This is a genomic window from Methylobacterium endophyticum (assembly GCF_050591105.1).
Classification (GTDB): Bacteria; Pseudomonadota; Alphaproteobacteria; order Rhizobiales; family Beijerinckiaceae; genus Methylobacterium.
In genome coordinates, this window is sequence record NZ_JBNHES010000029.1 from 1 (window position 1) to 26,537 (window position 26,537).

General features: G+C 71.6%; 23 protein-coding genes. 3 read left to right on the forward strand and 20 right to left on the reverse strand.

Annotated elements, in window-relative coordinates; translation table 11 throughout:
* Nucleotides 1-563: 563 nt before the first annotated feature.
* Together ACP56T_RS20880 and ACP56T_RS20885 are read right to left on the reverse strand one after the other, a co-directional pair.
* Nucleotides 564-1,157 (reverse strand): metallophosphoesterase, encoded by a 594-nt coding sequence (locus ACP56T_RS20880; RefSeq protein ID WP_238230166.1) that lies wholly within the window; start codon nt 1,155-1,157, stop codon nt 564-566.
* Nucleotides 1,158-1,358: 201 nt separating this feature from the next.
* A complete protein-coding gene (locus ACP56T_RS20885) occupies nt 1,359-2,906 on the reverse strand; it encodes an integrase arm-type DNA-binding domain-containing protein (RefSeq protein WP_238230167.1) in 1,548 nt (515 codons plus the stop codon).
* Nucleotides 2,907-3,372: 466 nt separating this feature from the next.
* Here ACP56T_RS20885 and ACP56T_RS20890 point away from each other — a divergent pair, with 466 nt between their 5' ends.
* The gene (locus tag ACP56T_RS20890; protein WP_108038982.1) at nt 3,373-3,756 is read left to right on the forward strand and encodes a VOC family protein; all 384 of its coding nucleotides are present in this window, start codon (nt 3,373-3,375) and stop codon (nt 3,754-3,756) included.
* 158 nt (nt 3,757-3,914) lie between these two features.
* Here ACP56T_RS20890 and ACP56T_RS20895 read toward each other — a convergent pair whose 3' ends face one another.
* The 10 genes from ACP56T_RS20895 to ACP56T_RS20940 form a co-directional block, all read right to left on the reverse strand.
* Entirely contained in the window at nt 3,915-4,808 is an 894-nt protein-coding gene (locus ACP56T_RS20895; RefSeq protein WP_430914052.1) for an alpha/beta hydrolase, read from the reverse strand.
* A gap of 125 nt (nt 4,809-4,933) precedes the next feature.
* Nucleotides 4,934-7,126 carry a TonB-dependent siderophore receptor gene (locus tag ACP56T_RS20900; RefSeq protein ID WP_108038980.1) on the reverse strand — a complete coding sequence of 731 codons (2,193 nt, stop codon included), beginning with the start codon at nt 7,124-7,126 and terminating at the stop codon, nt 4,934-4,936.
* A gap of 556 nt (nt 7,127-7,682) precedes the next feature.
* The gene (locus tag ACP56T_RS20905) at nt 7,683-9,446 is read right to left on the reverse strand and encodes a patatin-like phospholipase family protein (protein WP_238230169.1); all 1,764 of its coding nucleotides are present in this window, start codon (nt 9,444-9,446) and stop codon (nt 7,683-7,685) included.
* Nucleotides 9,443-10,642, reverse strand: coding sequence for a DUF3095 domain-containing protein (locus ACP56T_RS20910; RefSeq protein WP_238230170.1), 1,200 nt, complete (start codon nt 10,640-10,642; stop codon nt 9,443-9,445). Before ACP56T_RS20910 ends, ACP56T_RS20905 begins: the two co-directional genes overlap by 4 nt.
* Before the next feature lie 75 nt (nt 10,643-10,717).
* Nucleotides 10,718-11,017 carry a hypothetical protein gene (locus ACP56T_RS20915; protein WP_108038976.1) on the reverse strand — a complete coding sequence of 100 codons (300 nt, stop codon included), beginning with the start codon at nt 11,015-11,017 and terminating at the stop codon, nt 10,718-10,720.
* Nucleotides 11,018-11,383: 366 nt separating this feature from the next.
* The gene (locus ACP56T_RS20920; RefSeq protein ID WP_238230171.1) at nt 11,384-12,631 is read right to left on the reverse strand and encodes a cytochrome P450; all 1,248 of its coding nucleotides are present in this window, start codon (nt 12,629-12,631) and stop codon (nt 11,384-11,386) included.
* Nucleotides 12,624-13,943 carry an NAD(P)/FAD-dependent oxidoreductase gene (locus ACP56T_RS20925; RefSeq protein ID WP_238230172.1) on the reverse strand — a complete coding sequence of 440 codons (1,320 nt, stop codon included), beginning with the start codon at nt 13,941-13,943 and terminating at the stop codon, nt 12,624-12,626. Before ACP56T_RS20925 ends, ACP56T_RS20920 begins: the two co-directional genes overlap by 8 nt.
* Nucleotides 13,940-14,146 carry a ferredoxin gene (locus ACP56T_RS20930; protein WP_108039011.1) on the reverse strand — a complete coding sequence of 69 codons (207 nt, stop codon included), beginning with the start codon at nt 14,144-14,146 and terminating at the stop codon, nt 13,940-13,942. Before ACP56T_RS20930 ends, ACP56T_RS20925 begins: the two co-directional genes overlap by 4 nt.
* A 62-nt stretch (nt 14,147-14,208) precedes the next feature.
* Nucleotides 14,209-14,412, reverse strand: a complete 204-nt coding sequence (locus tag ACP56T_RS20935) for a hypothetical protein (protein WP_146180508.1) — start codon at nt 14,410-14,412, stop codon at nt 14,209-14,211.
* A complete protein-coding gene (locus ACP56T_RS20940; protein ID WP_238230173.1) occupies nt 14,409-15,698 on the reverse strand; it encodes a glycosyltransferase in 1,290 nt (429 codons plus the stop codon). Before ACP56T_RS20940 ends, ACP56T_RS20935 begins: the two co-directional genes overlap by 4 nt.
* A 1,055-nt stretch (nt 15,699-16,753) precedes the next feature.
* Between ACP56T_RS20940 and ACP56T_RS20945 the strand changes: the two genes are divergently transcribed.
* Nucleotides 16,754-17,695 carry a LysR family transcriptional regulator gene (locus ACP56T_RS20945; RefSeq protein ID WP_108038967.1) on the forward strand — a complete coding sequence of 314 codons (942 nt, stop codon included), beginning with the start codon at nt 16,754-16,756 and terminating at the stop codon, nt 17,693-17,695.
* A gap of 28 nt (nt 17,696-17,723) precedes the next feature.
* On the opposite strand, the gene ACP56T_RS20950 is transcribed toward ACP56T_RS20945, so the two are convergent.
* From ACP56T_RS20950 to ACP56T_RS20980, 7 genes are read right to left on the reverse strand one after another with little or no spacing between them, the layout of a single operon-like run.
* Entirely contained in the window at nt 17,724-18,875 is a 1,152-nt protein-coding gene (locus ACP56T_RS20950) for an aminotransferase class I/II-fold pyridoxal phosphate-dependent enzyme (RefSeq protein WP_238230175.1), read from the reverse strand.
* Nucleotides 18,872-19,585 carry a glycosyltransferase family 2 protein gene (locus ACP56T_RS20955; RefSeq protein ID WP_238230176.1) on the reverse strand — a complete coding sequence of 238 codons (714 nt, stop codon included), beginning with the start codon at nt 19,583-19,585 and terminating at the stop codon, nt 18,872-18,874. Before ACP56T_RS20955 ends, ACP56T_RS20950 begins: the two co-directional genes overlap by 4 nt.
* Entirely contained in the window at nt 19,573-20,628 is a 1,056-nt protein-coding gene (locus ACP56T_RS20960; RefSeq protein ID WP_238230177.1) for a radical SAM protein, read from the reverse strand. Before ACP56T_RS20960 ends, ACP56T_RS20955 begins: the two co-directional genes overlap by 13 nt.
* A complete protein-coding gene (locus ACP56T_RS20965) occupies nt 20,628-21,971 on the reverse strand; it encodes an MptA/MptB family glycosyltransferase (protein ID WP_238230178.1) in 1,344 nt (447 codons plus the stop codon). The genes ACP56T_RS20960 and ACP56T_RS20965 overlap by 1 nt, the downstream gene beginning before the upstream one ends.
* On the reverse strand, nt 21,968-22,735 hold the full coding sequence (locus ACP56T_RS20970) for a TIGR04282 family arsenosugar biosynthesis glycosyltransferase (RefSeq protein ID WP_238230179.1): 768 nt from the start codon (nt 22,733-22,735) through the stop codon (nt 21,968-21,970). Before ACP56T_RS20970 ends, ACP56T_RS20965 begins: the two co-directional genes overlap by 4 nt.
* Nucleotides 22,732-23,505 carry a molybdopterin-dependent oxidoreductase gene (locus ACP56T_RS20975; RefSeq protein WP_238230180.1) on the reverse strand — a complete coding sequence of 258 codons (774 nt, stop codon included), beginning with the start codon at nt 23,503-23,505 and terminating at the stop codon, nt 22,732-22,734. Before ACP56T_RS20975 ends, ACP56T_RS20970 begins: the two co-directional genes overlap by 4 nt.
* A complete protein-coding gene (locus ACP56T_RS20980; protein ID WP_283207426.1) occupies nt 23,502-24,176 on the reverse strand; it encodes a cytochrome b/b6 domain-containing protein in 675 nt (224 codons plus the stop codon). The genes ACP56T_RS20975 and ACP56T_RS20980 overlap by 4 nt, the downstream gene beginning before the upstream one ends.
* A 217-nt stretch (nt 24,177-24,393) precedes the next feature.
* On the opposite strand from ACP56T_RS20980, the gene ACP56T_RS20985 reads away from it, so the two are divergent.
* Nucleotides 24,394-24,831, forward strand: coding sequence for a hypothetical protein (locus ACP56T_RS20985; protein WP_108038950.1), 438 nt, complete (start codon nt 24,394-24,396; stop codon nt 24,829-24,831).
* A 161-nt stretch (nt 24,832-24,992) separates the two neighbouring features.
* On the opposite strand, the gene ACP56T_RS20990 is transcribed toward ACP56T_RS20985, so the two are convergent.
* Nucleotides 24,993-26,156, reverse strand: a complete 1,164-nt coding sequence (locus tag ACP56T_RS20990) for an AI-2E family transporter (RefSeq protein ID WP_238230182.1) — start codon at nt 26,154-26,156, stop codon at nt 24,993-24,995.
* Between the last annotated feature and the right edge of the window lie 381 nt (nt 26,157-26,537).

Consider the following 26,537-nt stretch of genomic DNA (forward strand, 5'->3'; position numbering starts at 1 on the left):
CGCCTGAGGCCAGAACCTACGACGCCAAAGCTGGGCTTCGGATCAGCTCAGCCGCACCGTGCCGAGCTTGCGAAGGGGTCCCCATTGCACGCCGATCCGGGGTCCCGTTCCAACGCTTTTTGACACCCCCGCACCGTCGGGCGCTGGGGGACCGGCGCGAAGGAGGCGCCCGACTGGGTCCTGCCCATGCTGGCCCGGCTGCTCCGGGAGCGGGCTGCCGATGCATCGGAGCTCGCCCGCCAGATCGAGGCCAGCAGGTAGACGAAAGGCTCCCGGAGCGATCCGGGGGCCCTTCTCGTTAGGGGTCCACGAGAACGGGGTTGATAGTCGCCCCCGACGGGCAGTCCCCGGTACGCGCCGACCGGTACGGCCCCCACCCGCCGCAGCCGAGACACCGGTATCGTTCGAGCGACGTCGGGTTCGGCCAGAATCGGAGGTTGTCGGGGTGCTCCAGCCTCATGGCGTTGTGCCGGGCGATGCGCTGCTCGGCCTCCGCACGGCTGACGGCGTAGCTGACCCAGCCGCACCGCGTGCAGGTGACGCTGTCCGGAGGGATCTCGGTCTCACGCATCGTCGCCCTCCTCGTCGCGCTCCTGCGCCCGGCGTCGCTCCTCGGGCTGCTCGGGTGTCGCCTCCATCCGGGCGAAGACGTCCTCCGCCCGGGCCGGGGCGTACCCCCAGACATCGACGCCGACGTCGGTCGACTGCGACGTCCCAGGCAGGCTGCCGTGCGTATGCCCGTGGACGTGGAGGACGCCCCGGAAACTCCCTGGCCAGGCCCGCAGGGGGTAATGATCGGCCACGATGCGGCGGCCCGCGACGTGCACGGTGAGGCGCTCCTGCACGCTCTCCCAGGGAAGCGACGTCACCCGCGCTCGGTCGTGGTTTCCCACGATGAGATGCTTGCGGCCCCGGAGGGCTCCGAAGATCTCCGCGGCCCCCGCCGGGGTGTGCCCCCACTCGAAGTCGCCGACATGGATGACCGTGTCCCCGGGGCGGACGACGGCGTTCCATGCCTCGATCAGCAGGGCATCCATCTCCGCGACGTCGGCGAAGGGACGCTTCGACTGCGAGATGGAGCCCGCATGTCCGAAGTGCGTGTCACCCGTCAGCCAGACGGTGCCCTTGGGGGGCGTTAGGTTGTGGTGGTGGTTCATGAAGGCAGCCTCCTGTCGAAGGGGGCTGCACGCGCGGCGTCACGCCCCCGGGGGGATGGGTCTCTCGGCGGTGGGGCGTATGCGCGGTTTCATGGGAGCCTCGTGGCGTCGATGGAGGGAGGATCGCAGCTCACGATTCGTGCGGTCAACGGGGACGGCGGCGCCATCCACCGCCACGGTGGAGGAAGGGTGAAGCGAACCTCAGGCAGCCTCGCCGACCGCGGCCGGCTCACCCGCCGCGGCCTCGGCCTGGGCGGACGCCTCCTTCGCGGCAGCCGTCTTGGCCTTCCCGGCCGCCTCGCGCTCCCGACGCCGGGTTGCGATCTCGGCCCGCAGCGCCGAGAGGTCCGGCAGGGCGACTGCGGCGGCCTGCTCATCGACCCAGGCGCACCACCGCTCCATCAGGGGGGCCTTCAGGTCGAGGCGGTCGTCCTCGGTGTAGTGCCCCTCCAGGACATCGTCCGAACGAATGCCCTCGGCGTGGTCGACGACCATCTTCACATCGGACCGAGCGATACGGAACTTGCGCTGGCACGTGTTCGTCAGGCAGCGCCGCAGGTCGTGCGGGCTCGCGCGGAGCCCGAGGTCCAGCATGCGATGGTTGATGGCTGCCGGGGAGAGGTGGCCGTCCGCCGCGGCGCCGGCCTTCTTGGCGCGGATCTGGGGGAACAGGTAAGGGCTGCCGGCGGCGAGGGCCCGCTCCATCTGGCCCTGGACAAGCTCCCACAGCGCCGGCGGTAGAGGCACGCAGTGCCGGTGCTTGTCCTGGCGCCGACTGGCGGTCTTGCGGTGGATCGGCCCCATCGACCAGACGCCCCAGCCTGGCTTCTCCGCCCAGGGCACGAAGTCCTCGACGAGGGCCGTCGCAATCGGGCGTCGGCGCTGCCCGGTCGAGACTAGCAGTTCCGCCGCGACGCCCATAGACCGCTCGATGGCGCCCGCCCGGGACACGGCCACCAGGTAGCCCGCCTCTCGCGGGGTGGCGATGTAGGTCCCCGGGACCTTGCCGTTGGCGCGTGGCTTCACGCCGGCCGAGCGCTCGGGCGCCTTCAGGCCCGCCATGTTCTGTGCCACGCCGCTCCTGTGCTGAACGGAGTCCCGCGACAGGTACGCCCACATGGGGCGTAGGACGGAGGCGAGGTGCTCGGCTTGGCGCTCCCGGCCGCTCGCGTGGACCTCGGCGACGATGACGGAGAGCTGCTGCCGGGTGATCCGGCAGACCCTCCAGGCTTCCGCCAGCGGGGCGAGCTCCTTCATGTTGAGCACGGTCCGGTAGTCGACCCAGGTGTCGTGGCGCCGGGTCCTCTTAACCTCGGCGAGGTAGGCCTCGCGGGCCTGCTCCCACGTCCAGAACGGCGCGTCCTTGAAGTCGGCGCCGATCTCGGCGACCAGCGCGGCCGGCTTCGACGGCTTGCCCGGCGGCGGCGGCGGGGCGACGAGGCCGAGCTCGGCGAACTGCCGGTGCAGCCATTCGTCCCCGTCGAACACCGCGACCTTGTTCGCGAGGTCCCGGCGTGCGGCGGCCGCGATGGCCTGGGCCTGGATGAGGGTGAGGGCCGCCGGCGTCCCGAGCTTGATCCGCCGGCTCTCGCCGCCCCTCTCCATCCGGAAGGTCCACGAGGCGCCCCGCGGCTTGAGGCGGAGGATGAGGCCGAGGCAGCCGTCGTCGGCGACGTCGCGCGGGGTCATCCCCTTCACGCACTCGGCGACGAGGACATCGACCTTCTTCTGGGTGAGTTTGACGGCCACTCGGGAACGCTCCATGAACCGGGGCGGAACTGGGGCGGCGACCCTGGGCGGGGCGGCTCCGAGTGTGCAAGGCCGAATGGCGTCCATCGTTAACAGGTCTCAGAGGGGAAACGGCTATTCCCGGCGCATCCGACGGACTGAAACTGGGGCGGCAGGGCCTTGATCACAGGAATCATAATCCTTGTGTCGGGGGTTCAAATCCCTCCCTCGCTACCAACGAATTCGATGACATAGCATCAGGCCTTGGCGGAAACGCCGGGGCCTTTTCGGTTCTTGGACATGTCTCGAACCTGGGCTTCCCGGAGCCCGCCCATGCCGCAGGCCAGGGAAGGACGGACGCCTTCGCCCCGGGGAGGCGACTCCGCCGCACGCCGGCGGCCCTGCGCGGAAGCGGCATGGCCCGCGGTTGCCCCCGGTGCCCCGGACGCGGTAGCTCAGCGGACGCGCGATCGAGGAAGGAAATTCCATGTTCAGCCATATGGTGGTCGGCAGCAACGACCTCGCCAGGTCGAAGACGTTCTACGACGCGCTGTTCGGCGCGATGGGCGGTGAACCCGGCCGGACGGACGCCCTGGGACGCCTGGTCTACGCCCACCGCGGCAGCCGCTTCGTCGTCACCAAGCCGATCGACGGAGACCCCGCGACCGCCGCCAACGGGGGCACGATCGGGTTCGCGATGGAGGGCCCGGACGAAGCCGAGGCCTGGCACGCGGCGGGCGTCGCCCACGGGGGGACATCCGTCGAGAACCCGCCGGGCGAGCGTCAGACGCCGATGGGCCGGATCTATCTCGCCTACCTGCGCGACCCGGACGGCAACAAGCTCTGCGCCCGCTACAAGATCGCGGACTGAGGCCGGGCCCCGGGCCGGCCGACAGCAGGCGGAGGCGGACGGGCCCTTCGGCGTCACGCCGCAGGCCGCCGGAGAGCGGCGGCGGCGGGACGATCCGGGTCTCTCCCGACCCGAAGCGGTGGCCCTTCTCCGCTTCGGCGTTCCGCCACGGCGTCGGACTACGTCCCCCGCTGCAGGAAGAATGCGACGGCGTCGTTCACCGCGTCCGGCAGAACGGTCATGTGCGTCCGCCGGGGAATCAGCCGGAACTCGCTCGTCACGCCGGGGATCCGGCCGAGCCGCTCCGCCATCGCGCGTGCCAGCGCGATCATCTGTGCGGAGGTGAGGCGCTCCAGGCGGGCCGCGCGGTCGGGAGCGCGGTCCTGGAAAGGTGCCAAGGCCTCCTCGTAGACCCCGGCGGAGAGGTGCACGCGCGCGCGGACGGGCGGTCCCTGTTCGAGACGCGCGAGGCTCTTCAGGACGACCCGATCCTCCCAGTGGATGGACGGACTCGCGGCGATCCAGTGGGAGAAGGCGTCCGGCCGATGCGCGAGGGCGTAGAGGACGAACAGGCCGCCGAAGGAATGTCCGAACAGCGCCTGCCGCGCTGGATCGACCCGGCATCGCTGCGCGACCGCGGACCGGAGCGTCGTCGTGACGAAGTGAAGGAAGGCGTCGGCGCCCCCCGTCCGCATCGTCGCCCCCCCGGGCCTGTGGCCCGGGTAGGACCGGCCGGGAGGCGGCGTGTAGTCCCATGAGCGGCGCGCGGCGTCATGGGCCTCGTCGCCCGGGTAGCCGATACCCACGACGGCGAAGCGGGACGCGATTCCCGTGGCGTCCGGGTACGGGGCCTGCACCCGCTCGATGTCGATGGCGGTGCCCGTCACCGCGTTGCCGTCGAGGAGGTAGAGGACGGGCCACCCGTCCACCGGCGCCGCCCCGGGCGGGATGTAGAGGGTGATCCGCCAGGGCGCACGGTCCGCGTCGCCCCCCAGGTCGAAGCTGACCGCGCCGGCGAGCCGTGCCGGCTCGTCCGGACCGGCGGCGCGGACGGCATATCCACCCAGCGTCATCCAGGCGGTCGCCAGGAGGCCCGCGGCGGCGCGCCGTGAAACGGGGGCGCTCACCGGGCCCGGTCCACCCGGGCCGCGCCCGTCATCCGCCGGCGGCCGGTCCCCGGCCATGACGCCCGTCACGATCACCACCGGTAGATCAGGCTGCCGATGACCGTGGCGGGGGCGCCCCGATAGCAGAAGCCGGCCTGACAGGTGAAGTAGTCGCGGTCGAAGATGTTGTTCGCGTTCACCTGAGCGCGGAAGCCCTTGTAGGCCGGGTCGATGGCGGCGAAATCGTAGGCGATCAACGCGTCGAACAGCGTCACCGTCGGGTTCCGGACCGTGTTCTCGTCGTTGGCGAAGCTGTTGGCGTTGAAGCGGATGCCGCCACCGAGCGTCAGTCCGCGCAGGGCCGAGCTCGACGGGAACAGGTAGCTCAGGAAGCCGGTGAACGTGTCCCCCGGGATGCCCGAGAGGGCGTTGCCGTCGAGGGACTGGCCCGCGAACGAGGTCTGACTGAGATAGCGCAGGTTGAGATGCGTGTAGGCCAGGGTGAGGTTGGTGCCCGGCGCGAGATTGGCGATGGCCTCCATCTCGAAGCCGCGGGACTCGACGGCGCCGGTCGCCACCTGGAAGGCGACGTTGTTCGGATCCGTGCGCAGGACGCTGCTCTGGACGATGTCGAAGCCGGCGAACCCCGCCTGGATGTTCGTGCCGGGGATCAGGTATTTGACGCCGGCCTCGATCTGGTCCCCCGTCGCCGGCCGGAAGGCGCGTCCGGCGGCATCCACGCCCGGCTGCGGCGCGAAGGTGGTGGCGTAGCTGGCATAGGGGACGAGCCCGGGGGCCAGGAGATAGTTGAGGCCGACGCGGCCCGTGAAGGCCTGGTCGTTCTGCTGGGTCGCGGCAGCGGGGGCCGCGGTCGTGGTCTGGGACACCCAGTCGTAGCGCCCGGTCAGGGTCAGCACGAAGCGGTCGAACCGGGCCTGCTCCTGCAGGTACAGGCCGACCTGATCCTGGCTCTGCGCGGTGCGCGGACCCAGCAGCGGCGCGAGGATCGGCTGCTGGCCGTAATTGCGCGTGACGAGGTTGAGATCGGGGGCCGCACCGAAGCCGAAGCGATAGTTGAAGTCGGAATGCGCGTAGTCGAGCCCCGCCACCAGCGTGTGCGCGACCGGCCCGGTGGTGACGTGCGCCTCGATCTGGTTGTCGAGGGTGATCTGGCTGAGGAACTGCCGCGAGTATCCGGTCGACCGGCTGGCGCTCGTGCCGTCGGGGCTGAGGGCGCCGATCGACGCGTAGCGATAGTCGTTGCTGATGTCGTAGAAGCGGAAGTTCTGCCGGAAGACCAGATCCGCGTCGAAGCGGTGCTCGAACGCGTAGCCGACGCGCCCCTGCTGCTGCCGGAAGTCGTTGAAGGCCGGATCGCCCGAGTAGATCCGCGTCGGGCGCAGGTTCTGGTTGAAGAACGTCGTGCTGCCCGGAAGCTTGGTCTCCTGATACTCGCTCAGGAAGGTGAAGGTGGTGTCGGCGGACGGCTTCCAGGTGAAGGACGGCGCGATGTAGCTCCGGTCGTCCGAGCCCCCGGGAATGAAGGTGTCCGATTGGCGCTGGATTCCGGTGAGGCGGTACGCGAGGGTGCCGCCCGTGCCCTCGACCGGGCCGCCGATGTCGAAATTGCCCTGGTAGCGGTCGAAGTTGCCGACCTGCAGCTGCACCTCGCCGAAGGGGGTGAAGACCGGCCGCTTCGTGGTGACGTCGAGGATGCCGCCGGGCGAGCCGAGGCCGTAGAGGCCGGAGGCCGGCCCGCGCAGGATCGTGGCCGCCTCGATGCCGTAGGGCTCGATGCGCGGCACCGTCAGGCCGGCCGCGACCTGGCGCAGGCCGTCCCGGAAGATGCCGTCATAGGTCAGGCTGAAGCCGCGCACGTAGAACGAGTCGAAGCGCGGGTCGAAGCCGAAGACGTTCGACGATACGCCGGCCACGTAACCGATGGCCTCGTTGAGCGTCTGCACGTTGCGATCGTTGAGCGCCTCGCGGGTGAGCACCGTGACCGATTGCGGGGTCTCGAGCAGCGGCGTGTTGGTCTTGGTCGCGGTGGGGCTGATCCGGGCGGTGTAGCCGGCGACTCCGGACGGGCCGCCGCCGCCGCCGCTGGTCGCCGCCGTCCCGCCGTCACCCCCGCTGAGATTGGCCCCGCTCCCGATCCGGGGGCCAGGAACCGCGCCCTCGACGGAGAGTTGGTCGAGCTGCACGCTCGCCTGCTGTGCCGCCGCAGGCCCGGTGAGGGCTGTCGTGGCGAGGAGCAGAGCGAGGAACGAGGTGCGATGAGGCATAGGGCACGCTGATAGGCGCCCCGAGCGGCGCAGCAGCGATTTCATTGCCGCTCACGAGCTATAAGGCAAGTCGAAATCGTGATGTGAAAGACACACTTAGAGCACCTAAAAACTGAAGCCGTTCTAAACTACTCGAATAATCGATCGAAATGCTTGGTGTTACGTAGCGTCACGAGCCAGAAACCAGATGATCGTGCTCATGATCTTGGCAGGGATGCTTTCAAGCAGTGCAGCGACTGGCTGCCACGCCGCAATGCAGCAGGGCTCGCGCCGCCCGGACCGCCTGGGTCGGGCGGCGGTCAGACGGTCGCCTCGGAGCGCCACGCGCAGCGAAGCAGGCTCGGGCGCCGCGGCACCGAGGCTCAAGCTGCGGGCTTCGACGGGGTAACGCCCTCCACGTCGCCAACCTGGACGCTCGAGGGCGGCGTTTTCCGGGATCGGCTGGGCCGCCCCGTCGCATAGCGGGTGGCGTGGTGTTGCTGCGGGCGCCGCCGGACGGCGAATCCCCGCCCGAGCCATGACGGCTCCGGGCTGCGGCGGCCTTCCGGCGACGCGGTCAATCGCCCGGATCGGCCCAGGCGGCGAGGCCGCCGGACGCCAGGGCGTCGCGGGCGCAGTCGGCCCCGAGGACGGCGATCTCTTCGAAACTGGACCAGGCGCGGAGATCGATGCCGGCGAGGGCCGGCTTCAGCACCACGCTCGCCTGGCTGACCGCCATCATACTCTGGGCGTCGCTGGAGACGGTGGCGGCCCGGAGGAGCAGGGGGGCGATCGCCGGCATCGCATCGGGTGCGCCGAGCCAGCGCCGCAGGGTGCGGCCGCGCCAGGACCGCGTCGGCATGGCCTGGAAGGCGAGGTCGCTCCCGACATCCACCGCCAGGACCCGGCCGCGCTTCAGCCGGGCCATCACGTCGGCGGGGAGGTTGTTCATCATTCCGCCGTCGACGAGGACGCCCTCGGGCGTGCAGACCGGCGGCAGAAGCCCCGGGATCGCGATGCTGGCGCGCAGGGCCTCCGCGACGCGGCCCGCGCGGTGGATCATGGCGCTGCCCGTCGTCAGGTTCGACGAGACGCAGAAGAACGGCAGCCACAGGTTCTCGATCGTCGCGGTCCCGAAGCGTTCGGCGAGCCCGGCATCGACCTTCGCGCCCCGGGTCAGGGCGAGGTAGGGCAGGGTGTAGTCGTTCAGCGGATTCCGACCGACGAAGGACTCGATCGTGCGCGCCCGGATTTCCGCCACGTCCCATCCCATGGCGACGCTCGCGGCGATGATCGCCCCCATGCTGGTGCCGCCGACTAGGTCGATCGCCAGGCCCGCCTCCGCGAGCACCTCGAGAACGCCCAGATGCGCCAGGCCACGGGCTCCGCCCCCGCCCAGGACCAGCCCGCGCGCGCAACCGCTGACGAGCCGGGCCAAGCGGGCCATATCGGGGGCGCGCCCCGGGCGGACATGGATCGCCAGGGCGGCGGGACGCACGGCCGGAAGGGCGGCGGTGTCCGGATGGAGCGGCCTCGGCAGGTGCGCATCCGCGCCCTGGCAGATGACGAGATCCGTTTCCACCCAGTCCGAGCGGAGGCGCCCCCCATAGGCGCGCGCCGCCGGGCGCGGCGGCGCACCGGGATCGGCCAGCAGCAGAACGTGATCGGCGTGACGCAGGCAGAGCTGGCACCAGGGGCAGTCGATCTCGTGGGCGACGAAGATCGTGCGGGCATGCGCGGCCTCGAAGGCATGGAACCAGGCCTCGTCCGCCCCGGCCGGCCAGTCCGCGAGGCATCCGGTCCGGCCGGGCAGGACGGCATCGAGCGCTTCGGCGAGGCGAAGGCCGAAGCCGGTGGTGTCAGGGCCGTCCGTCACCGCCAGCACCGCGAAGCTGCGGGGCCGGTCGTCCAGGGGCTTGCCCTCGTAGACGGCGCGGAGGCGCTCGGCGACGAGGCGGCTGAAATAGAGGAGCGTCGCCGGGTGCTGCGCGATGATCCGCTCGAAGGCAGGGCGCGCCAGGTACAGAACGTGACTGTCGCGCAGGGCCGTCGCCGTGGCGGAGCGTGGCGCCGCGGAGAGGAGGGCCATCTCGCCGAGGGTCTCGGGCGGAGCGAGGCGGGCGATCCGCTTCGGGCGGCCGGTCTGGGGATCGCGCTTCGAGATCCCGATGCACCCCGAGACCAGCGTGTACAGCCCGTCGCCGGCGTCGCCCTCCGCGAAGAGCGTCGCGCCGCCGGGAACGGCGAGGGACACCATGTGGGCCGCGACGGCGTCCGCGAGTGCGGGCTCCAACCCGGCGAGAAACGGGATGTCGCCGAAACCTACGCCGTGCCCGCTCATGCCGGATCGGCCTTCAACTGCTGGGCGGCCCTGGCGTAGCCTCCATCGGCGCCGTCGACGAAATGGACGTGGCCGGCACGCATCACCGAGGGGCTGATGCAGGTCACCACGGCCGAATCCTGACGGGTCAGGCCGAAGCGCAGGAGCCCCGCGGTCCGGGCCGCGGCGAGCTGTGCTTCGATCGCGTCGGCGGTCGCGTGGGGGCAGGCGACGGTCAGGCGCAGACCGTCGTCGAACTTCCGGAAATCGGCATTCGCCGCGAGGTGGCGCCGATAGGTGCGCGGGGAAAACCCGCCGACGGGCAGGCCGAGCCGGAACACCGCATAGGCGAGGCAGGCCCGTCCGAACACGGCGATGCGGCGGAGCATCCGCGAGCCGGCCAGGGGCCCCGCGGCCGCGACCTCCGCCGCGAGGCCGGACCAGGGCGCGCGCATGTTCGGTCCCTGGGGCGGCAGCGGCCGTCCCGCGGCGGGGCTCGCCTCCACCACCGACAAGACCGCCTCGAGGGCGTTCCGCAGGTCGCGGCGGTCCGCCCCCGGTCTCGGAACGACGATGAGCGAGAGGACGACGCCATCCTTCGCCGCCAGGGGTTCGAAGCGGCAGGCCAGCCCGGTGAGGTCCGGCCGCGGTCCGTCCACCGTCGGCGTCAGGGCATAGGCGCCGCGCTTCATCAGCGTGTCGGCGAGGGTCAGGCCGCCGCCCATGAACATCGCGTAATCGGCATGCGCGGACGCCGCGTAGCGGGCGACCCGCAGATCGGCCCCGGCGGCGCGCAGGGCACCGACGGGGATCAGGGCCGTGCGCAGGTCGAGCGCGAGTTCGGCGCGGACCCAGCCGGCGGTCGCGGCGAGCACGCCGGCCACCGCCGCACGGTCGGCCGGGGCCACGAGCACGCTCGCGCCGTCGCCTCCGAAGGCGTAGCCGAACGAGACGCCCTTGAGTGCGTTGCGGACCGCTGCGATCACGGCCGCACCGGCGAAATTCACCGCCCGATAGCGCCCCTGCGCGATGGCGCCCGTCGAATCGATTACGTCGCAGAGACCGACCGCCCAGTCGTCCGGCACGCGTGCGTAGCGGCTCTCGTCGAGAACGTCGGCGAAATGTCCGAGGCAGGGCAGGGAGGCGTAGGAAAACGCCGGCTCGCCCGCTCCTGTGTCGTGACCACGCTCGTCCTGACCACCCTCGTCCTGGCGCATCGCCCGCCACCCCCGGGCGGCTCCGGTCGCCGCCTCCCTCTGCCGAACGACGGCACGGGTCCGGAGCCGTTCCGACTAGCGGGTCGACCCCTTGGTGCCGCCGAACATCATCTCCGAGTCATCGGCATAAGGCGAGACATCCTTCACCCTGTCCACCGGGAGCAGGACCATCATCCGTCCGTTCGGTGCCCTGACGACGTTGAACTTGCGGCCGTTTCTGTCGGATGCGACGGCGACGGAGGCCTCCATCGTCTCGAACGGCGACAGCGCGAAGCGCGTGCCGTAGGCCTCGATGGACCCGTCGGTTTGCGCCAAAGCCGGGGACGCCCACGCTGCGACACAGGAGAAACCCGTCGCGATCGCCAAGCGGATCATGTCTCACATCCTTCGGAAACGTCGTGACCTCGAAGGGGCAAGCCGATCACGCACCGGACCGTCGCCGGACCCCTTCGCTCCGTTCGACGGTAACGCCTCGATGGCAGGACCGTACAATACCGAGATGGCATGGTGACGATCAGCGTTCGGCGGGCTGTCACGGCGACGAAGACTGTCGAATCGGCACCGTCCCTCCGTTGCACGAGGGCGCGACAGGACGATTGCTTGCCATTCTGAGGCCATGGCGGCGATCCGGTCGCCCGGGCTCGCCGGCGACGGCCGAGGCCGAGGTCTGGGCATCGGCCTCGGCCGCGGGGCGGCCGAACCATGCGCCGGAAGGTGTTTTGCGAGTTGCCGGCATCAGGCTCACCCCGGCGCGAGGCCCGAAATCCGGATGCCGAGCCTCTCGGGACCGCGCAGGGACGCCCCCGGCCGGTAGGGCGGGGGATCCGCCATCAGACGGGGCGCGACCAGACGGCGGCTGAGGGCCACCAGGGCGATCTCGGCCTCGATCCGTGCGAGCGGGGCGCCCATGCAGTAGTGCAGCCCGCCGCCGAAGCCGAAATGCTGGTTGTCCTCGCGGTCCGGATCGAAGCGGTCCGGCTCCCGGAAGCGGGCCGGGTCACGGTTGGCGGCGGCGAAGAGCAGGATGACCGGCGCCCCCTTGGGGATGGTGCGCCCCGCGATCTCGATGGCCCCGAGGGCCTTCCGGGTCCGGAAATGCACGGGCGGCTCGTAGCGGAGCAGCTCCTCGATCACGCGCGGCGCCCGCTCGGGATCGGCGCGCAGGCGCTCCAGCTCCCGGGGATGGCGCAGCAGGGTCAACATGCCGTTGGTGATCAGGTTCACCGTGGTCTCGTGCCCCGCCACCAGCAACAGGATCGCCGTCGAGATCAGGTCGAAATCACCCATCGCCGGCTTGCCGGAGGGGCTCGGCGCCGCGAGGGCGCTGAGCAGGTCGGCCGTGGGGCGCCGCCGCTTCTCGCGGATCAGGGCCCGCATGTAGCCGGAGATCGCGTCGAAGGCCGCGACCGTCCGGTGCCGGCTGGCCTCGTCGTGCCGGGCATCGGGCTCCAGAGCGGTGGCGAGCTGCGTCGCCCACGCTTGGAACTGCGGCTCGTCCGCCTCCGGCACGCCGAGCATGTCGCAGATCACCGAGACCGGGAGCGGGTAGGACAGGTCCTCCACGAGGCAGACCTCGTCCCGCCCCCGGCAGGCGTCGATGAGGGCATCCACGTCCCGTACGACGCGCTGCCGCAGCGCCCGCACCCGCGCCACCGAGAATTCGCGCATCACGGCATGGCGGAGGGTGTCGTGATCGGGCGGATCGCGGAAGATCAGCGGGCGGTGCGCGGTGGCGATCCGGTCCTTGAGGGGGTTGAGGAGCCAATCCTTGAGAGGGTTGCCGGTGCGGGGGCGGTGGGACGGCGGCAGGTCCTCCGAGCTGAGGCGGGGATCGAAGATCAGGCTCCGGATCGCCTCATGCGTGCTCACCACGGCGCTGCCGTCGCGCTGGATCGACACCGGGCTTTCGCGAAGGCGCGCGTAGAGCGGATAGGGATCGGCCCGGTTGGCCGGGTCGAGCACCGCCTGGAACAAGGTATCCTCAGCCATGGCGAACCCCGATCGGGTGGAAGGTGGCACGCGCGGGCGGAAAGCCCGGCGCATGGGCGAGGAACGTCCCCTGGTCGGTCGCCTCCTCGATCGGCGGAAACGCCCGGCCCTCCGCGACCGCCTCGGCGTAGGCGGGGAGCCAGCGTGCCTGGTCGAACGACACGGCACCGACGCTGCGCCCGGCGCGTCCGTAGACGGCCAGGAAGCGCCGCGAGGCGCGCGTGCCCTGCACGATCGCGACCGCGTCGGCGCCGGCGTTCGCGCCCACCGCCTTGATGTTGATCCCGAACTGGCTCGACCAGAAGGCCGGCAGATGCCGATAGGTCTGCTGGTCCTCCGCCGCCGCCAGCATGTTGCGCGCGGCCTGTGCGGATTGGGCGACGGCGTTGCCCCAATGCTCCACCGACATCAGGCGGTCGCCGCAGAGCGCGTTCGGCCAGCGCGCGACATCCCCGGCGGCGTAGATGTCGGGGCAGGGCGTGCCGTCGGCGCGCAGGACGCGACAGGCGCCGTCGCAGGTCACGCCGCGCGAATCCGCCATCAGGCCCGCATCCGCCAGCCAGTCCGTGGCACGCGTCGCACCGAGGGCCACGATCACGAGGTCGGCCTCGACGGCGCGCCCGTCCGCGAGCTGCGCGCGGACGACCCGGCCCGACGCGTCGCCCTCGAAGCGAAGCACCTGTGCGCCGGCCTGGAAGGTGACGCCGGCATCCCTCAGGCAATCCACGAGCACGCCGCCGACCCAGGTGCCGAGGGAACGGGCGAGCGGCGTCGGGTTGGGATCGACCAGGGTGACCGGCAGTCCGAGATCGCGGCAGCAGGACGCCGCCTCGCAGCCGATCAGGCCGGCGCCGACGATGAGGACGCGCCGCGGGGCACCGGCCAGTGCGGTGCGCAGGCGGGCGGCATCGTCCCGGCTGCGCAGGGTGAAGACGTTCTGCAGGCGCCCCCCGGAAGCCGCCGGCCAGGGCCGCGCCTGCGCCCCGGTGGCGATGAGCAGGCGCTCGTAGGCGAGCCGCGTCCCGTCCGCGAGGGTGATCGCGCGCGCCTCCCGGTCGAGGGCGGTCGCCGCGTGGCCCAGGCGCCAGTGCGCGTCGAGGGCGACGAGTTCCGGCAGCCCGGTCGCGTCCGGTGCCAGTTCGCCGGACAGGACGTGCTTCGACAGGGGCGGCCGGTCATAGGGCCGATGCGGTTCGTCGCCTACGATCGTGAGACGCCCGGCATAGCCGTTGCGGCGCAAGGCCTCCGCGCCCCGGAGGCCGGCCAGCGAAGCGCCGACGACGACGATGCCGGCCGTGTCCCCGGCCGTCACGATGCGTCTCCGGGCTCGACCTGCAGGCTGATGGCACGGACCGGACAGGCCTGGACGGCCCGCTCGATCTCGCCCCGACGCGCACGCGGCGGCGCGGGATCGTAGAACAGGATCTCGTGGCCCCGCACCGCGAAGGCACCGGGTGCCGCGTAGCAGCACTGGGCGTAACCCTGGCAGCGGTTGAGGTCGACCACGACCCGCAAGGGGACGGGCGGGTCCGGGATCGGATCGGCGACATGCGTCATGGGTCGTGCCTCGCGGGTCGTCAGATGCCGATGAAGGGATCGACGTGATCGTCCGCCTGCGGAATCAGGCGGGCGACGGACGTCCAGGGCAGGCCGGTGGTGCCGACCAGCACCAGGGTGGCCATGAAGCCGACCAATCGCAGCGCGTCGCGCGGCGCCGGGCGACGATCCAGTGCGGACCGACATCCACGCCGGACTCCGCCGGGGAGCGTGAGCGCGCTCATGCGACGGCCTCCTCGACGACGGCGTGCGCCCCGGCGGCCTGGTCGATGGCACCGAGGATCGCCCGGCCCGAATCCAGCGCCTGGAAGTCGCGCGCCAGGGCCGCGGCACGGCTCCGGAAGCGGGGGCTCCCGAGAACCGTGTCGATCGCCGCGCGAAGGGCGTCGGACGTCGGGGCGTTCGTCGCCAGGTTAAGACCGGCTCCGGCCCAGGCGATGCGCGCACCGACCTCGGCCTTGTCCTCGGTGAGCCCCGCGGCGACGATGGGGACGCCCACCGCCAGGGCCTGCGAGACGCTGCCATAGCCGCCGTTGGTGACGAGGAGGCTGACCTGCGGAAGGAGAGCGTCGAACGGCAGGAACGAGGCCACGCGCGCGTTGCCGGGCAGCGGCGCCGTCAAGGCTTCGACCGGGCGGCCACCGGTCGTGACGACGACGAGAAGGTCGTCGCGGTCGGCCAGGGCGGCGAGGGTCGGCTCGATCAGTTCACCGAAATCCGCATTGGCCAGCGTTCCCTGCGTGACCAGCACGACGGGCTTGGCCGGATCGCGCGCCTGCCACCACGCGGGCAGCGCCGCGTCGGACTTCTGCGCCGGCAGGAGACCGACGAAGCGAAGATTGCGCGGCAGGCGTCCGAAATCATACTCGAAGGCCGGAACGGTCGGCTGGAGGAACAGGTCCGGCAGGACGGCGATGGCGTGCGGGAGCGAGGCCGGCAGGGCTGGGACGCCCAGCCGGGCCAGCTGCGTGTCCGTCGCGGCGCGGACGGGATCGACGAAGGCCGTGTCCATGCCGGCCTTCAGGAGAGCATAGTGGGCGCGCTCGACCTCCGTCCGCGCCGGCGGGAGGCCGAGCCCGACGGGGGCCAGGTCCGGCCGGTCCAGGAACAGGAAGCTGACGTTCAGGGTGACGATCGGGGGACGCGGGCCGGACCCGAGCAGCAGGGGCAGCACCCCGAGCATCATGCTCCCGGCGACGATCACGTCGGGTTCCTCCGCGGCGATCAGCGTCCGCAGGACCCCGGTCTGGAGGGGGATGGGATCGATGAAGCGCCGGGCGAACTCGATCCGATAGCGCTCCGGACCGGCCGGCAGGTCCGTCGCCCGGTACTCGGCCGCGTCGCCGTCGTCGTACGGCGCGAACCGGAGGCCGGACGCCTCGATCTTCGTCCGGAACCGCTCGGCGGTCATCATGACGACGTCGTCGCCCCGCGCCGCGAGCCGCCGGCCGACGGCGAGGAGGGGGTTGATATGCCCGGTCAGGGCCGTGGCTGCGATCAGCACCTTCATGGTGGAAACTCCTCGCTGCGCGGGTTGCGATGCTGGGATCTCGCGACCGGACCGCGATGGGTTACGCGGGTCCCGCGGCCTGCGTGCGCCTGCGCACCGGCCCCGGCCCGGAGGTGGCCACGCGGCCGCTTCACAAAGTCGGGCCCGGCGGATGCACGCATGCGACCGGCACCGGCCGTCGAAGGGCACGCCGACGACCGGAGCCATCGCCTTCGTCCCTCCGGGTCGACCGTCCGATGACCGGCCTCGGGCAGGCCTGGCGCTGCCGGCAGGGTGCAACGACAGCTCGCCGCGTTCAAAATTTCTGCAAGATTTTCACAAGACCTCCGAAATTGTCCCGATCCCCGTCCACGGCATCATACGGTCGCCAGCCTAGGCGTCGCGCAGTTCCGGTGCTCATGCCGTTTCGGCATTGTCGTCATAGGGGTTCTTTATATTGGATCGGCGACATCGCGGATCCTTGATATCCTCGACCGCGGATGTCCGGATCGTCGACCGCCGGAGGGGCCGACGGTGCGACGCCGCACGGCCATTGCACGCGTGACGTAACGCGGGCGCCGCGGTCGCGAACTCCCGGCATCCACCCAGGAGATATGCCATGCCCCCCCTGCGTCGCACCGCGCTTCTCACCGCCGCCCTGACCCATGCGACGGCCTTCGTCCTGGTCGTCGGTACGGCCTCCGCGAAACAGCCCGTGCCTTCGCCGCTTCCCGCGGCCTCGGTCCTGCTCCGTCCCATGACCGCCGGGAACGCGACGAAGGTCCCCGGCATCGGTCCGGCCAACCCTGGGGTGCCCGGCCCGGTCCGGGCGGCAGCCGACGGGCACCTCGGCCGGCTCTTGCGAGGGGCCGTCTGCACGGGTTGCTGAGATCGGTTCCGGACGACGGAGCCATCCATCCCGCCTTTGCCTCACGACCGCTCGGGCCGCAGGATTTGCGGTCTCGGCCCACGTCCTCCAGCGCTCCCGCGCGAAGCTCCGCCGGAGCCGGCCTGCACCGGCGCGATCCAGGCGCGATCAAGCCGCGATCACAGCGCGATCAAGGAAGGTCAGGACCATGGAACTTCACGAAATCCGCTACTTCCTCGCGGTCGGCGAGACGCGCAACTTCACGAAGGCCGCGGACGCCTGCCACGTCACGCAACCCGCCTTGACGCGGGCGATCCGCAAGCTCGAGGACGAACTCGGCGGGATGCTGGTGTCCCGCGAGCGCGGCAACATCCACCTCACGGATCTCGGCCGTCTGCTCGAGCCGAGCCTGCGCGCGATGATGGTCCAGGCGGGCGAGGCCAAGCGCACGGCGGAGAGCTTCCTGCGCCTGAAGGGGGCGCCGATCCGGCTCGGGGTGATGTGCACCGTCGGACCGGTCCGGTTCACCGGCTTCCTCAACGAATTCCGCGTCTCGCATCCCGGCATCGAACTGACGCTGATCGAGGGCATGTCCTCGGAGCTCAAGGAACTCCTGCGTAGCGGCGACCTCGACGTTGCCGTGATCTCGGACCCGGAGGGGTTCGAGCCGCCGCTCCACGCGAGCGTGCTCTACCAGGAGCCCTTCATCCTCGCGTGTGGACCGACCCACGCCTTCGCCGCCCGTACGGCGATCACGCTGGAGGACCTCGAGGGCGAGATCTACCTCCAGCGCATCCATTGCGAGTACCGGGATCGCCTCGCGCAGATGCTGGCAGAGCGCGGCGTCACCATCCGGCGCGCGCACCGCAGCGAGCGCGAGGACTGGATCCAGAGCATGGTGGCGGCCGGCATGGGCGTCTGCTTCCTGCCGTCGTTCTCGGCGACGGTCCCGGGCCTCGTGCAGGTCCGTGTCGTCGACCCCGAGGTCGCGCGCGAGGTCTGCATCGTGACGATCGCCCAGCGGCATCCCTCGCCGCCGATGGCGGCCCTGCTCGCGGCGCTGGATGCCTATGCCTGGACGAACGACGGCGAGTCCCACGACCGGACGGAACCGGCCCGGCCGGGCGCGGGCGAATGGGCGCGCGTCTGACAAGGGCCGGCGAGGCGGCGCCGGCGCGCTACGGCACCGGGACACGGAGGTGCCGGTCCAGCGCATCGAGGGCCGGAACAGCCCCCGCACGCCCGAGCCCGATCCGCAGGCGATCCGTCGGGACCCGCCCCAGGCGCGAGCGCCACAGGCTCGCCGGCAGGACGAGGATCCCGGCCCGGCGGGCGAGGTCCCGGGCGAAGCCGTCGGCGCCCTCGGGCCCGAGATAGCGCGGGAAGGCGAAGGCCAGGTTGTGCGAGGCGTCCGCCCCGAAGGTCTCCGGATGCCGGGCGATCAGGGCGTCGAGGCGCGCGCGGCTTCGGGTACCCACCGCCCGGCTGCGGGCGAGGATGCGCGCCTCGGCGCCGAGGGCCACATGGGCCAGCACCTCGCTCGCCGCGCACAGGCAGCTCGACATCCTGTTCTTGGCATTGAGGGCGGCCTCCAGGAGCCGCCGGTCGCGACAGGCGATCCAACCGACGCGGAGGCCCGCGAGGCCGAACCCCTTCGACAGGCCGTCGATGGAGATGCCGCGCTCGTAGAGGTCGGCGACCGCGGCCGTTCCCTGCGCGCGGTCCGGGGCGAGATTAGGAGCCCGATTCAGGGTATGCCGGTAGACCTCGTCGCAGACGAGCCAGAGACCGCGCCGGCGGCAGAGCGCGACGAGGTCGCCCATCGTCGTCGCGTCCAGGGTCGCGCCGGTGGGGCTGTTCGGCATGTTCATCAGGACGAGCCGGGTCCGGGGCGTGAGCGCGGCCTCGACCTCGCCGACGTCCAGGCGCCAGCCCTCGGTCTCCCGGAGGGCCACCCCGGTGGCGCCGCAGAGGGCGGTGACGGCCTCCTCGGAGGGCTGGTAGATCGGAAGCACGACCACCGCATGGTCCCGCGGCGTCAACAGTGCCGCGACCACCGCGGCCAGGGCCTCCTGCGCCCCGGCGCAGCAGAGCACGTCGTCGGCCGTCAGCCGCCGGTGGCGGGCCGCCACGGCACCCCGCAGCCAATCCGCTCCGCGCGGGTCGAGGTAGCCGAAGCCGAGGCCCCGCCAGCGCGCGCGATCGTCCTGCCCCGCGAGGTCGAGGAGGTCGGAGAGGGTCGTCGTCTCGGAATCTGAGGCGGCGAGGTCGTGCCGGACCGCCGGGATCCAGCGGCTCAGATAGGCTGCGAGGGCGAAGGGCTCCGTCACGGGCGCGGTGCCGGATGGGCCGGCGCGGCGGTCGCCGCCACCCGCAGGAAGGTCGTGACGATCTTCGTTCCGGCCCGAAGCGTTCCCCTGAACGAGCCCGCGACTTTGGACGCGCCGGCCGTCCGGCAGCGATAGGGCAGGGGCACCTCGTCGATGCGCAGGCCGGCCCGAGCCGCCTGCATCTGCATCTCGATGTTCCAGCCGTAGGTCATCTCCCGCAGCGCCAGACCCTGCAAGGCGGCCCGGTCGATGGCCCGGAACGCGCACATGTCGCTGTAGCGGGCCCCGTAGAGCGCGCCGATGCCGAAGCCCGCCAGCCGGCCGGCCAGGACCTGGTGCCAGAGCATGGCGCCGGGCTCGCGGTCTCCGCGGGTGCGGGAGGCGAGGACGAAATCCTGCTCGCCGCGCAGCACCGGATCGGCGATCCGCGCGATCAGGTCGCCGCGATCCGCCCCGTCGCCGTCCATGAAGACGATGACGCGGTGCGCCGGATCGGCCGCCTCCGCGCCGCGGGCGCAGGCCCGGCCGTAGCCGTGCCCGCCGTCGATGACCCGCGCCCCCGCTTCGCGGGCGATGCGGGCGGTGCCGTCCCGGCTGCCGCTGTCGGCGACGATCACGTCGCCGGCATAGGCGGCGGGGATCTCGCGGATGACCCTGCCGATCGAGCCGGCTTCGTTCAGCGTGGGAATGACGACGCTCACAGGCTCCATCGCATCCCGCAATTCTGGCAGGGCGCCGGCGGCGCGTTCGAGAGGAGCGCGGTGCGGAAGTCGCGGTAGGCCGGGCTGTTCCAGATCTCGCGCAGGCTCTGCTGGGTGGCATCGCCCAGGGTGTAGTTGCTGTAGCCGCGCACGGAGAAGGGAGCGATGCAGCAGGGCAGGGCCCGGCCGTGCGCGGTGAAGTACATCAGCGACCAGGGTCTCCGGCAGGTCGCCCAGGGCTGGTCCTCGCTCGTGCACTTCAGGCTCAGGCCGGGCTCGGTGGCGCCGGAGGCGTCGAGATTGACGCCGAGGTCCCGCCCGATGTCCTGGGCCGCCGCGATCGCCGCGAGCTCCTCGCCCTGGGTCGATTCGAAGAGCGAGAGGTCGGCGCGGGCCATGCCGTACCCGACCTCATCGAACACGAGGCGCTGGAGATGGACGTCGGTGACGCCCATCGCGGCGGCCAGGCGGACGAAGGCGGGGAGCTGCGCCACCGTCTCCCGCATGCCGGTCAGCCAGAGCGAGACGGCGGGCGTCGCGGCGCCGACCTGTTTCTGGAAGGCGACGAACTTGCCGACGTCGCGCACGATGCGGTCGAAGAAGTCCTTGCCGCGCACCTTCGCGTAGGACGTCCGGTCCGCGGCGTCGAGGGAGACGCGCAACTCGTCGAGGCCCGTATCGATGAGCGCCTGGAAGCGTTTCGGCTGCAGCAGGGTGCCGTTCGTATTGAACAGCACGTAGGTCCCCCGGTCCTTGAGGTAGCGGATCATCCGCGGCAGGTCCGCGACCAGCATCGGCTCGCCGACCCCGTGCAGGACCACGCGGGCGACGTTCGGCACCTGGTCGACGATGCGGGTGAACAGCTCCCAGCTCATGTCGGCCGGGGGCTCGAGCGCCTCGAAGGTCCGCGGGCAGGTCTCGCAGAGGAGATTGCAGCGGTTCGTCACCTCCAGGTAGAGGCAGACCGGCGGGGTCTCCGCGTCACCGGAGCGTTCCCGCCCGACCTCCTCGAAGTAGCGGCGCGGGTCCTTGATCGCGGCGGAGGCTGACATCAACGCTGTCCTTCCGGGCTTGGGATCGGGGTGACGGTGCGGGCCCTGAGCAGGTCGCGGAGCGCGAGGGCGATCGCGGGCCCGAAGACGAGGCCGGGCCAGAAGAACCGCTCGTCGAAGGGGTCGACGTAGAACAGGACCGGCGCGGCCGAGAGCCAGACCACCGCCGGGATCGGCGCGACGACCGCCGGGAGGGCAAGCCAGGCGTAGTACCAGGCGTAATGCGGGTTCGCCGCGGCGGTGGTGCACGCGATGAGGATCGCGGTGTCCCGGCACAGGGCGATGGTCGCGGCCGGTCCCCGCAACGCCGGCCCGCGGGCGATGCGGAAGGCCAGCGCCCCGAGCAGGATGGCGGCGCCAATCAGGTAGATCCGTCCCGCTCCGTCCGGCAGGGGCACGAGATGGGACAGGCCGGCCAGCAGCCAGACCCCCCGGCCGGAGCGATAGCCCTCCTCGTCGCCGTAGGCGGACAGGAAGCCGAGGACCCCCGAACCCACCGAGAGATAGGGGGCGTAGAGAAGGGCGATGACGGCGAGGCCGGCCAGCACCGGCCTCCAGAACCGGCCGCCGCGCAGGAAGGCGGGCGCGGCCGCCACCGGCAGGAACTTGACCAGAACGGCCGCCGCCAGCATCGCCCCGGCAAGGCCTTCCCGCGCCCGCGCCCGGCACAGGAGCGCGACGGCGAGCAGGCCGATGGCGATGGCGTCGACATGGCCGTCGCAGGCGAAGGACCAGAGCGCGAGGGGGTTCCAGGCGTAGAGCAGGACCCGTTCGCGCGGGAGCCGCGCCAGCGACAGCAGGCCCAGGAGACAGAGCAGGGCCAGGGCCTCGAAGCCGACCATGGCGAGCTTCATGCCGAACACCGTCGGCGTGAGCATGCCCACGAGGGCGAACACGGCCTGGGCCGCCGGGGGGTAGATCGTCAGCGCGTAGGTCGCGCGGTTGATCCAGGGGAACACCGCCGGGTCGCGCAGGTGCGCGAGGGCCGGATCGACGGGCAGGTAGCGGTAGGGATTGATGCCGGCGGCCTGGACCTGCCCATCCCAGACATAGCGGTAGATGTCGCTCGACAGGAACGGCAGCGCGGGCAGCAGCGCCGCGCGCATCACGAGCGCGATGCCGACGATGATCCAGAAGGCGCAGGGCGGCAGGACGGTCCGCAGCACGAGCCGGACGGCGAGGAGGTAGACTCCGACGCCGAGGGCCAGGATCCCGACGAAGACGTTGGCCCGTTCCGGCGAGCCGACGGTGTCGGCGCCGGGCACGTGCAGCATCAGCGCACCGAGCATGAGCAGGGCGAGCAGGAGGCCGAGCCCGGTCAGGCGTGCCAGCGGCGCGTTCATGCGGGGGCCAGACGGTCGGCGAGGCGCCCGGTCCGTTCGAGCCTGCCGAGCAGCGCCCGCGTGACCGGTGCGGCATAGCCGCCGGTCTCGGCGATCAGCACGGACAGGGACGGGGCGTCGTCGACATCGTACCAGGGATCGAGCTCGACCAACGGGAGTCCGATCGCGCGCGCCCGCGCCCGGGTCGCCGCCGCGACCGAGTCGGTGCTCCAGGCGATGTCCGCGAACATCTCGGCATGCGCGGCCTTCAGGCCGAGGAGGTAGTATCCGCCGTCGTCCGACGCGCCGAGCACGGCCCGGTCGCCCGGGGCGAGAAGCTGCTCGGCCGCCTCGATCAGCCGGCGGGTCGGCAGGGTCGGGCTGTCGGAACTGAGCACGCAGGCCGCCGCATGGCCGCGCGCCAGCATGCCCCGGATCGCGTGGAGCAGGCAGCGGCCGAAGCCCTGGACCCCCGCCGGCATCGGCGGCGTGCCGTCGGCCAGGACGAGCCCGGTCCGCGCCCCCACATGGGCGGCGACCCGGGCCTCCGATCCGTGCGGCGCATAGGCCGCGTAGGCGGTGATCGGCGCGGATCGGGCCGCGTCCGCGATGTTGGCGGCGGTGTCCCGGAGGAAGGCGGCGCTGAGCGCGGCGGCCTCGTCCGGTGTCAGCGGCGGGCACAGGCGGGTCTTGGAGCGGCCGGCCTGCGGGGCCTTCGCCATGATGCCGATGGCGCAGGTCGGAGGGCGCGGGCCGCCCGCCGCGCGGGGCTCGGCGGCGCTCACAGGCCGCTGAACCAGTTGAAGCCACGGCTCTCCCAGTAGCCGGCCTGATAGACGTTGCCGACTTCGATCGCGGTGATCCATTTCGGATTCTTGAAGCCGAGCTTCGTCGCGGTGCGCAGCCGCAGGGGGTAGCCGAACGGATCGGGCAGGGTCTCGCGGGCGTACCGGGTCGCCAGCAGCGTCTGCGGGTGCAGCGCGGTCGCCATGTCGATGCTGCTCGGATAGTCGTCGGCGGTCTTGAAGGACACGTACCGGGCCTTCAGGTCGGCGCCGATCCGCTCGAGGAAGGTCCGCAAGGGCACGCCCGACCATTGGCCGATATAGTCCCAGCCCTCGACGCAGATGTGCCGGATGATGATCTCCTTCTCCGGCAGGGCCGCGAGATCCTGCCGCGTCCAGGACCGCTTGTTCTCCACGAGGCCCGCGACCTCGAGGCGCCAGGCCTCACCGTCCACCGGACGGATCTCCTCGATCGGATAGTAGGCGTTGAAGCGCGGCGGCTTGAGCACCCGGCTCTCGGGGTATTCGGGCGCGAGCCTGTTCGGATCGAACAGGGCGGCCTGGACGCCGTCGTTGAGGGACGAGACCGCCCGCAGGGCCTTGCCGACGGCGCTGGATTCGCCGACGTCGCAGCCCGTCAGCATGGTCAGCGCCCCGAGCGAGAGGCCGCCCCGCAGGAGACCGCGCCGCTCCAGGGAGCGGATTTCCGGGCGATGGTCGTCGAGGATGTGGGGGTCCGGGCGCGATCCGGGACGGAATAGGGACCTCATCGCGGCTCTCCAGCGTGGGGGTTTCGGAGGCGAGGCGGGGCGAGGCGCGGACCGCCGCTGAGCATCGCCCAGAGGGTCCGGGGCACGAGGAGGGCCAGCGTGACGTGCACGAGCAGGAAGCAGACGATGACGGCCATGCCGAGGAAATGCGCCAGGCGGGCGCCCTGGAAGGTGCCGAACAGGTCGACGAGCCAGGAGAACTGGACCGGTTTCCACACCGCCAGACCGGTGATGACCTGCATCACCCCGGCGACCATCACGACGAGGTAGAGGATCTTCTGGACCGCGTTGTAGACGGTGAGATCGTCGTGCGAGATCTGGAAGCGCAGCGTCTCGCGCACGGTCCGGATCACGTCGGCGATGCGGATCGGGAGGAGCCGCTCGCGAAACCGTCCCGTGACGAAGCCGTAGACCAGGTAGGCGAGGCCGTTCAGCGCCAGCACCCACATCCCGGCGAAATGCCAGAGCAGGCTCTCGGCCGCCCAGCTGCCCAGGCGGACCGGCTGCGGAAAGTACAGCGACCCGAAGATCACCGAGTCGTTGTAGATGCCCCAGCCCGAACCGATCATCACGATCATCGCGACCGCGTTGATCCAGTGCATGATCCGCACCGGCCAGGGGTGCAGCCGCGGTCCGTCGGACGCGAAAGATTGGGAGATAGTCACGGTCATAACCCCCTTTTCGTCGCGAAAACGAGGTTCGTTACCATGTGACCTGAAAGAAGATTGATGACATTTTGTAATCGCGAGGATGCACAAATAGTATCGTCGACAGGTCACGGTCATGTCTTGCCAAGACGAGCCGACCTCGCCGATCATGAAGCCCTTTCCGCGCCGAGACCGGCCCCGGGGCCTGCCCTCGCGGGCCGCGCGCCGACGGAGCATCCCCATGGCCCTTCGCCTGTCCGTGATCGCCCTGGCTGCGCTGGTCTCGACCGCCGCCGTCTCCGAAACGGCCGTCGCCACGTCGACGCTCGCGGAGAAGGCCGCCCGCCGCTACCCGCAGCCGGTCCGGGTCGGCGACCTCGTCGGCCGTCAGGTGCTGGAGCCGGTTCCGGCCCAGCACGTGCTCGGCCGCGTGGCGGCCATCGACCGGAATCCGCGCGGCGGGATCGACATCCTCATCCGGTCCGGAGGCTTTCTCGGTTTCGGCACGCGGCTGATCGCGGTGCCCGTCGAAGCCGTCGCGCTTCTCGGCGAGCATGTCGCCGTGCTGGACTTCACGCCGGAGCAGCTGCGCGGATTCCCGACCGTGAATGACGCCGACCTGCGCGCCCTCGCCCCCGACGCGAGCATCCGCGTCGGGCTGACGAAGCCGTTTCATTAGTCAGGCCGTCCGGACGGCTCACGGGCCGTCCGCGTGCAGGACGGGGCGAGGGACATCGTGAGCCCGGATGGGCCGGCGCCCGGGCGTCGGCCTGCGAATCCTGGCGCGGCTGCGCCCGCCCCGGCGCGGCGCGTCCAGGCGCCGGGAGCCGTGGCCCAGGCTCAGGCCCGGGGCCCCTCGACCGCCTCGCCCTGGGTGAAGTCGCGCCAGAGCAGGATCAGCGCCGCCATGACCGCCGGGCCGAGGAACAGCCCGAGGAGGCCGAAGGTCTCGACACCGCCGAGGATGCCGAGCAGCACCCAGAGGAAGGGCAGGCGGGTGGTGCCGCCGATCAGGGCCGGGCGCACGAAGTGGTCGGCCACGAAGGTGACCACGAAGCCCGCCGCCACCACGACCACCGCCGGCACCACCGCACCGTTGGCGAGCAGGATCGCCGCCGCGATGCCGAAGACCAGGGGCGCCCCGAACGGGATCATCGCCGCCACCGCCGTGAGGGCGCCCAGGAGCACCGGGTGCGGCACGCCCGCGAAGTAGTAGACGATGCCCAGGAGTACGCCCTCGCCGAGGCCGACCAGCACGAGGCCGTCCACGGTGCCGTGGACCGAGGCCACCATCTGTCGCGCCACCCGCTCGCCGCGGGGACCGAACAGCTTGGCGCTGGCGGCCAGCACCTGCGCGGCGACCGCGCGGCCATCGCGGAACAGGAAGAACAGCGCCACCAGGGTGAAGCCGAACAGCACCACGCGGCGGACGATCTGCGCCCCGAGGCTGCGGGTCACCCCGATCACCGAAGAATTGTCGAAGCGGTGCAGGAGCTCCGAGCCGGCGGCCGGGTGGCTGAGGTTCTCCGCCCACCAGGCCTGCGCCTGCGCCGCCCCGAAGGGCAGGTGGCCGAGGAAGTCCGGCACGGGGATGCCGGATTTCTCGAAGGAGCGGGCCCAGGCGACCACGTCGTGGGCCTCCCGCGCCGCCTGCACGCCGAGCACCACCAGGGGGATCAGGAAGACCAGGGCCACCGCCGCGGTGAACAGGAGCGGCAGCAGCAGGTTGTGCCGGCCCGGCGGCCAGCGCCGCTCGGCGCGGGCGTAGAGGGGGCCGAGGGCGATCGCCAGGATCACCGCCCAGACCAGGGCCGGGATGAAGTGGTGCAGGACCCAGATCCCGAGGCCCGCCAGGGCGAGGACCAGGGCGAGGCGCGCGAGGCTCTGCGCCGAGCCGGAGAGCGGGTGCGCCCCCGCACGCGGCGGATGATCGGGAAGCAGGCGCGGGTCGGGCGCGCCCGCCGGCGGCGTGCCGGCCGGCGTCACGGAGGGAAGCTGGACCATCGTGTTGTTCGACCTCGTGCGGAGCGGCCGCGGCGGCCACGTCCTGCCAGCCCATCTAGTCCATCGCCGCGGGATCGGAATGGAGGTCCCGGCCGGATCGCGACGCCGTGATGGCCACGGTTGCCCCTCTGGACCCCCTCGTGTAAGGGACCGCCTTCACTTCCAGGGCGGCGGCAGCGCCGGCCCACGGGGCATGCTGCGCGACCGGGGGCACCGGGCATCATGCGCCGGATCGCTCCGGCCCCCGATCGGCACGTGGCCTGCCCCCATTCGGTGGCCCAGGTTCGAAGTTAGTGCATCGTCGGTCGCGTGACGATGGCGGGTTGTGCGAGCGGCGCTGAGCTGCTCGGTTCCGTTGGCCAAATGACGGCCTCCGGTGCA

Excerpts from the sequence above, each read along its gene's own strand:
- ACP56T_RS20880 (WP_238230166.1), bottom strand. The coding sequence starts at position 1,157 with ATGAACCACCACCACAACCTAACGCCCCCCAAGGGCACCGTCTGGCTG.
- ACP56T_RS20890 (WP_108038982.1), top strand. The coding sequence starts at position 3,373 with ATGTTCAGCCATATGGTGGTCGGCAGCAACGACCTCGCCAGGTCGAAG.
- ACP56T_RS20895 (WP_430914052.1), bottom strand. The coding sequence starts at position 4,808 with ATGACGCTGGGTGGATATGCCGTCCGCGCCGCCGGTCCGGACGAGCCG.
- ACP56T_RS20900 (WP_108038980.1), bottom strand. The coding sequence starts at position 7,126 with ATGCCTCATCGCACCTCGTTCCTCGCTCTGCTCCTCGCCACGACAGCC.
- ACP56T_RS20905 (WP_238230169.1), bottom strand. The coding sequence starts at position 9,446 with ATGAGCGGGCACGGCGTAGGTTTCGGCGACATCCCGTTTCTCGCCGGG.
- ACP56T_RS20910 (WP_238230170.1), bottom strand. The coding sequence starts at position 10,642 with ATGCGCCAGGACGAGGGTGGTCAGGACGAGCGTGGTCACGACACAGGA.
- ACP56T_RS20915 (WP_108038976.1), bottom strand. The coding sequence starts at position 11,017 with ATGATCCGCTTGGCGATCGCGACGGGTTTCTCCTGTGTCGCAGCGTGG.
- ACP56T_RS20920 (WP_238230171.1), bottom strand. The coding sequence starts at position 12,631 with ATGGCTGAGGATACCTTGTTCCAGGCGGTGCTCGACCCGGCCAACCGG.
- ACP56T_RS20935 (WP_146180508.1), bottom strand. The coding sequence starts at position 14,412 with ATGAGCGCGCTCACGCTCCCCGGCGGAGTCCGGCGTGGATGTCGGTCC.
- ACP56T_RS20940 (WP_238230173.1), bottom strand. The coding sequence starts at position 15,698 with ATGAAGGTGCTGATCGCAGCCACGGCCCTGACCGGGCATATCAACCCC.
- ACP56T_RS20945 (WP_108038967.1), top strand. The coding sequence starts at position 16,754 with ATGGAACTTCACGAAATCCGCTACTTCCTCGCGGTCGGCGAGACGCGC.
- ACP56T_RS20955 (WP_238230176.1), bottom strand. The coding sequence starts at position 19,585 with ATGGAGCCTGTGAGCGTCGTCATTCCCACGCTGAACGAAGCCGGCTCG.
- ACP56T_RS20960 (WP_238230177.1), bottom strand. The coding sequence starts at position 20,628 with ATGTCAGCCTCCGCCGCGATCAAGGACCCGCGCCGCTACTTCGAGGAG.
- ACP56T_RS20965 (WP_238230178.1), bottom strand. The coding sequence starts at position 21,971 with ATGAACGCGCCGCTGGCACGCCTGACCGGGCTCGGCCTCCTGCTCGCC.
- ACP56T_RS20975 (WP_238230180.1), bottom strand. The coding sequence starts at position 23,505 with ATGAGGTCCCTATTCCGTCCCGGATCGCGCCCGGACCCCCACATCCTC.
- ACP56T_RS20980 (WP_283207426.1), bottom strand. The coding sequence starts at position 24,176 with ATGACCGTGACTATCTCCCAATCTTTCGCGTCCGACGGACCGCGGCTG.
- ACP56T_RS20985 (WP_108038950.1), top strand. The coding sequence starts at position 24,394 with ATGGCCCTTCGCCTGTCCGTGATCGCCCTGGCTGCGCTGGTCTCGACC.
- ACP56T_RS20990 (WP_238230182.1), bottom strand. The coding sequence starts at position 26,156 with ATGGTCCAGCTTCCCTCCGTGACGCCGGCCGGCACGCCGCCGGCGGGC.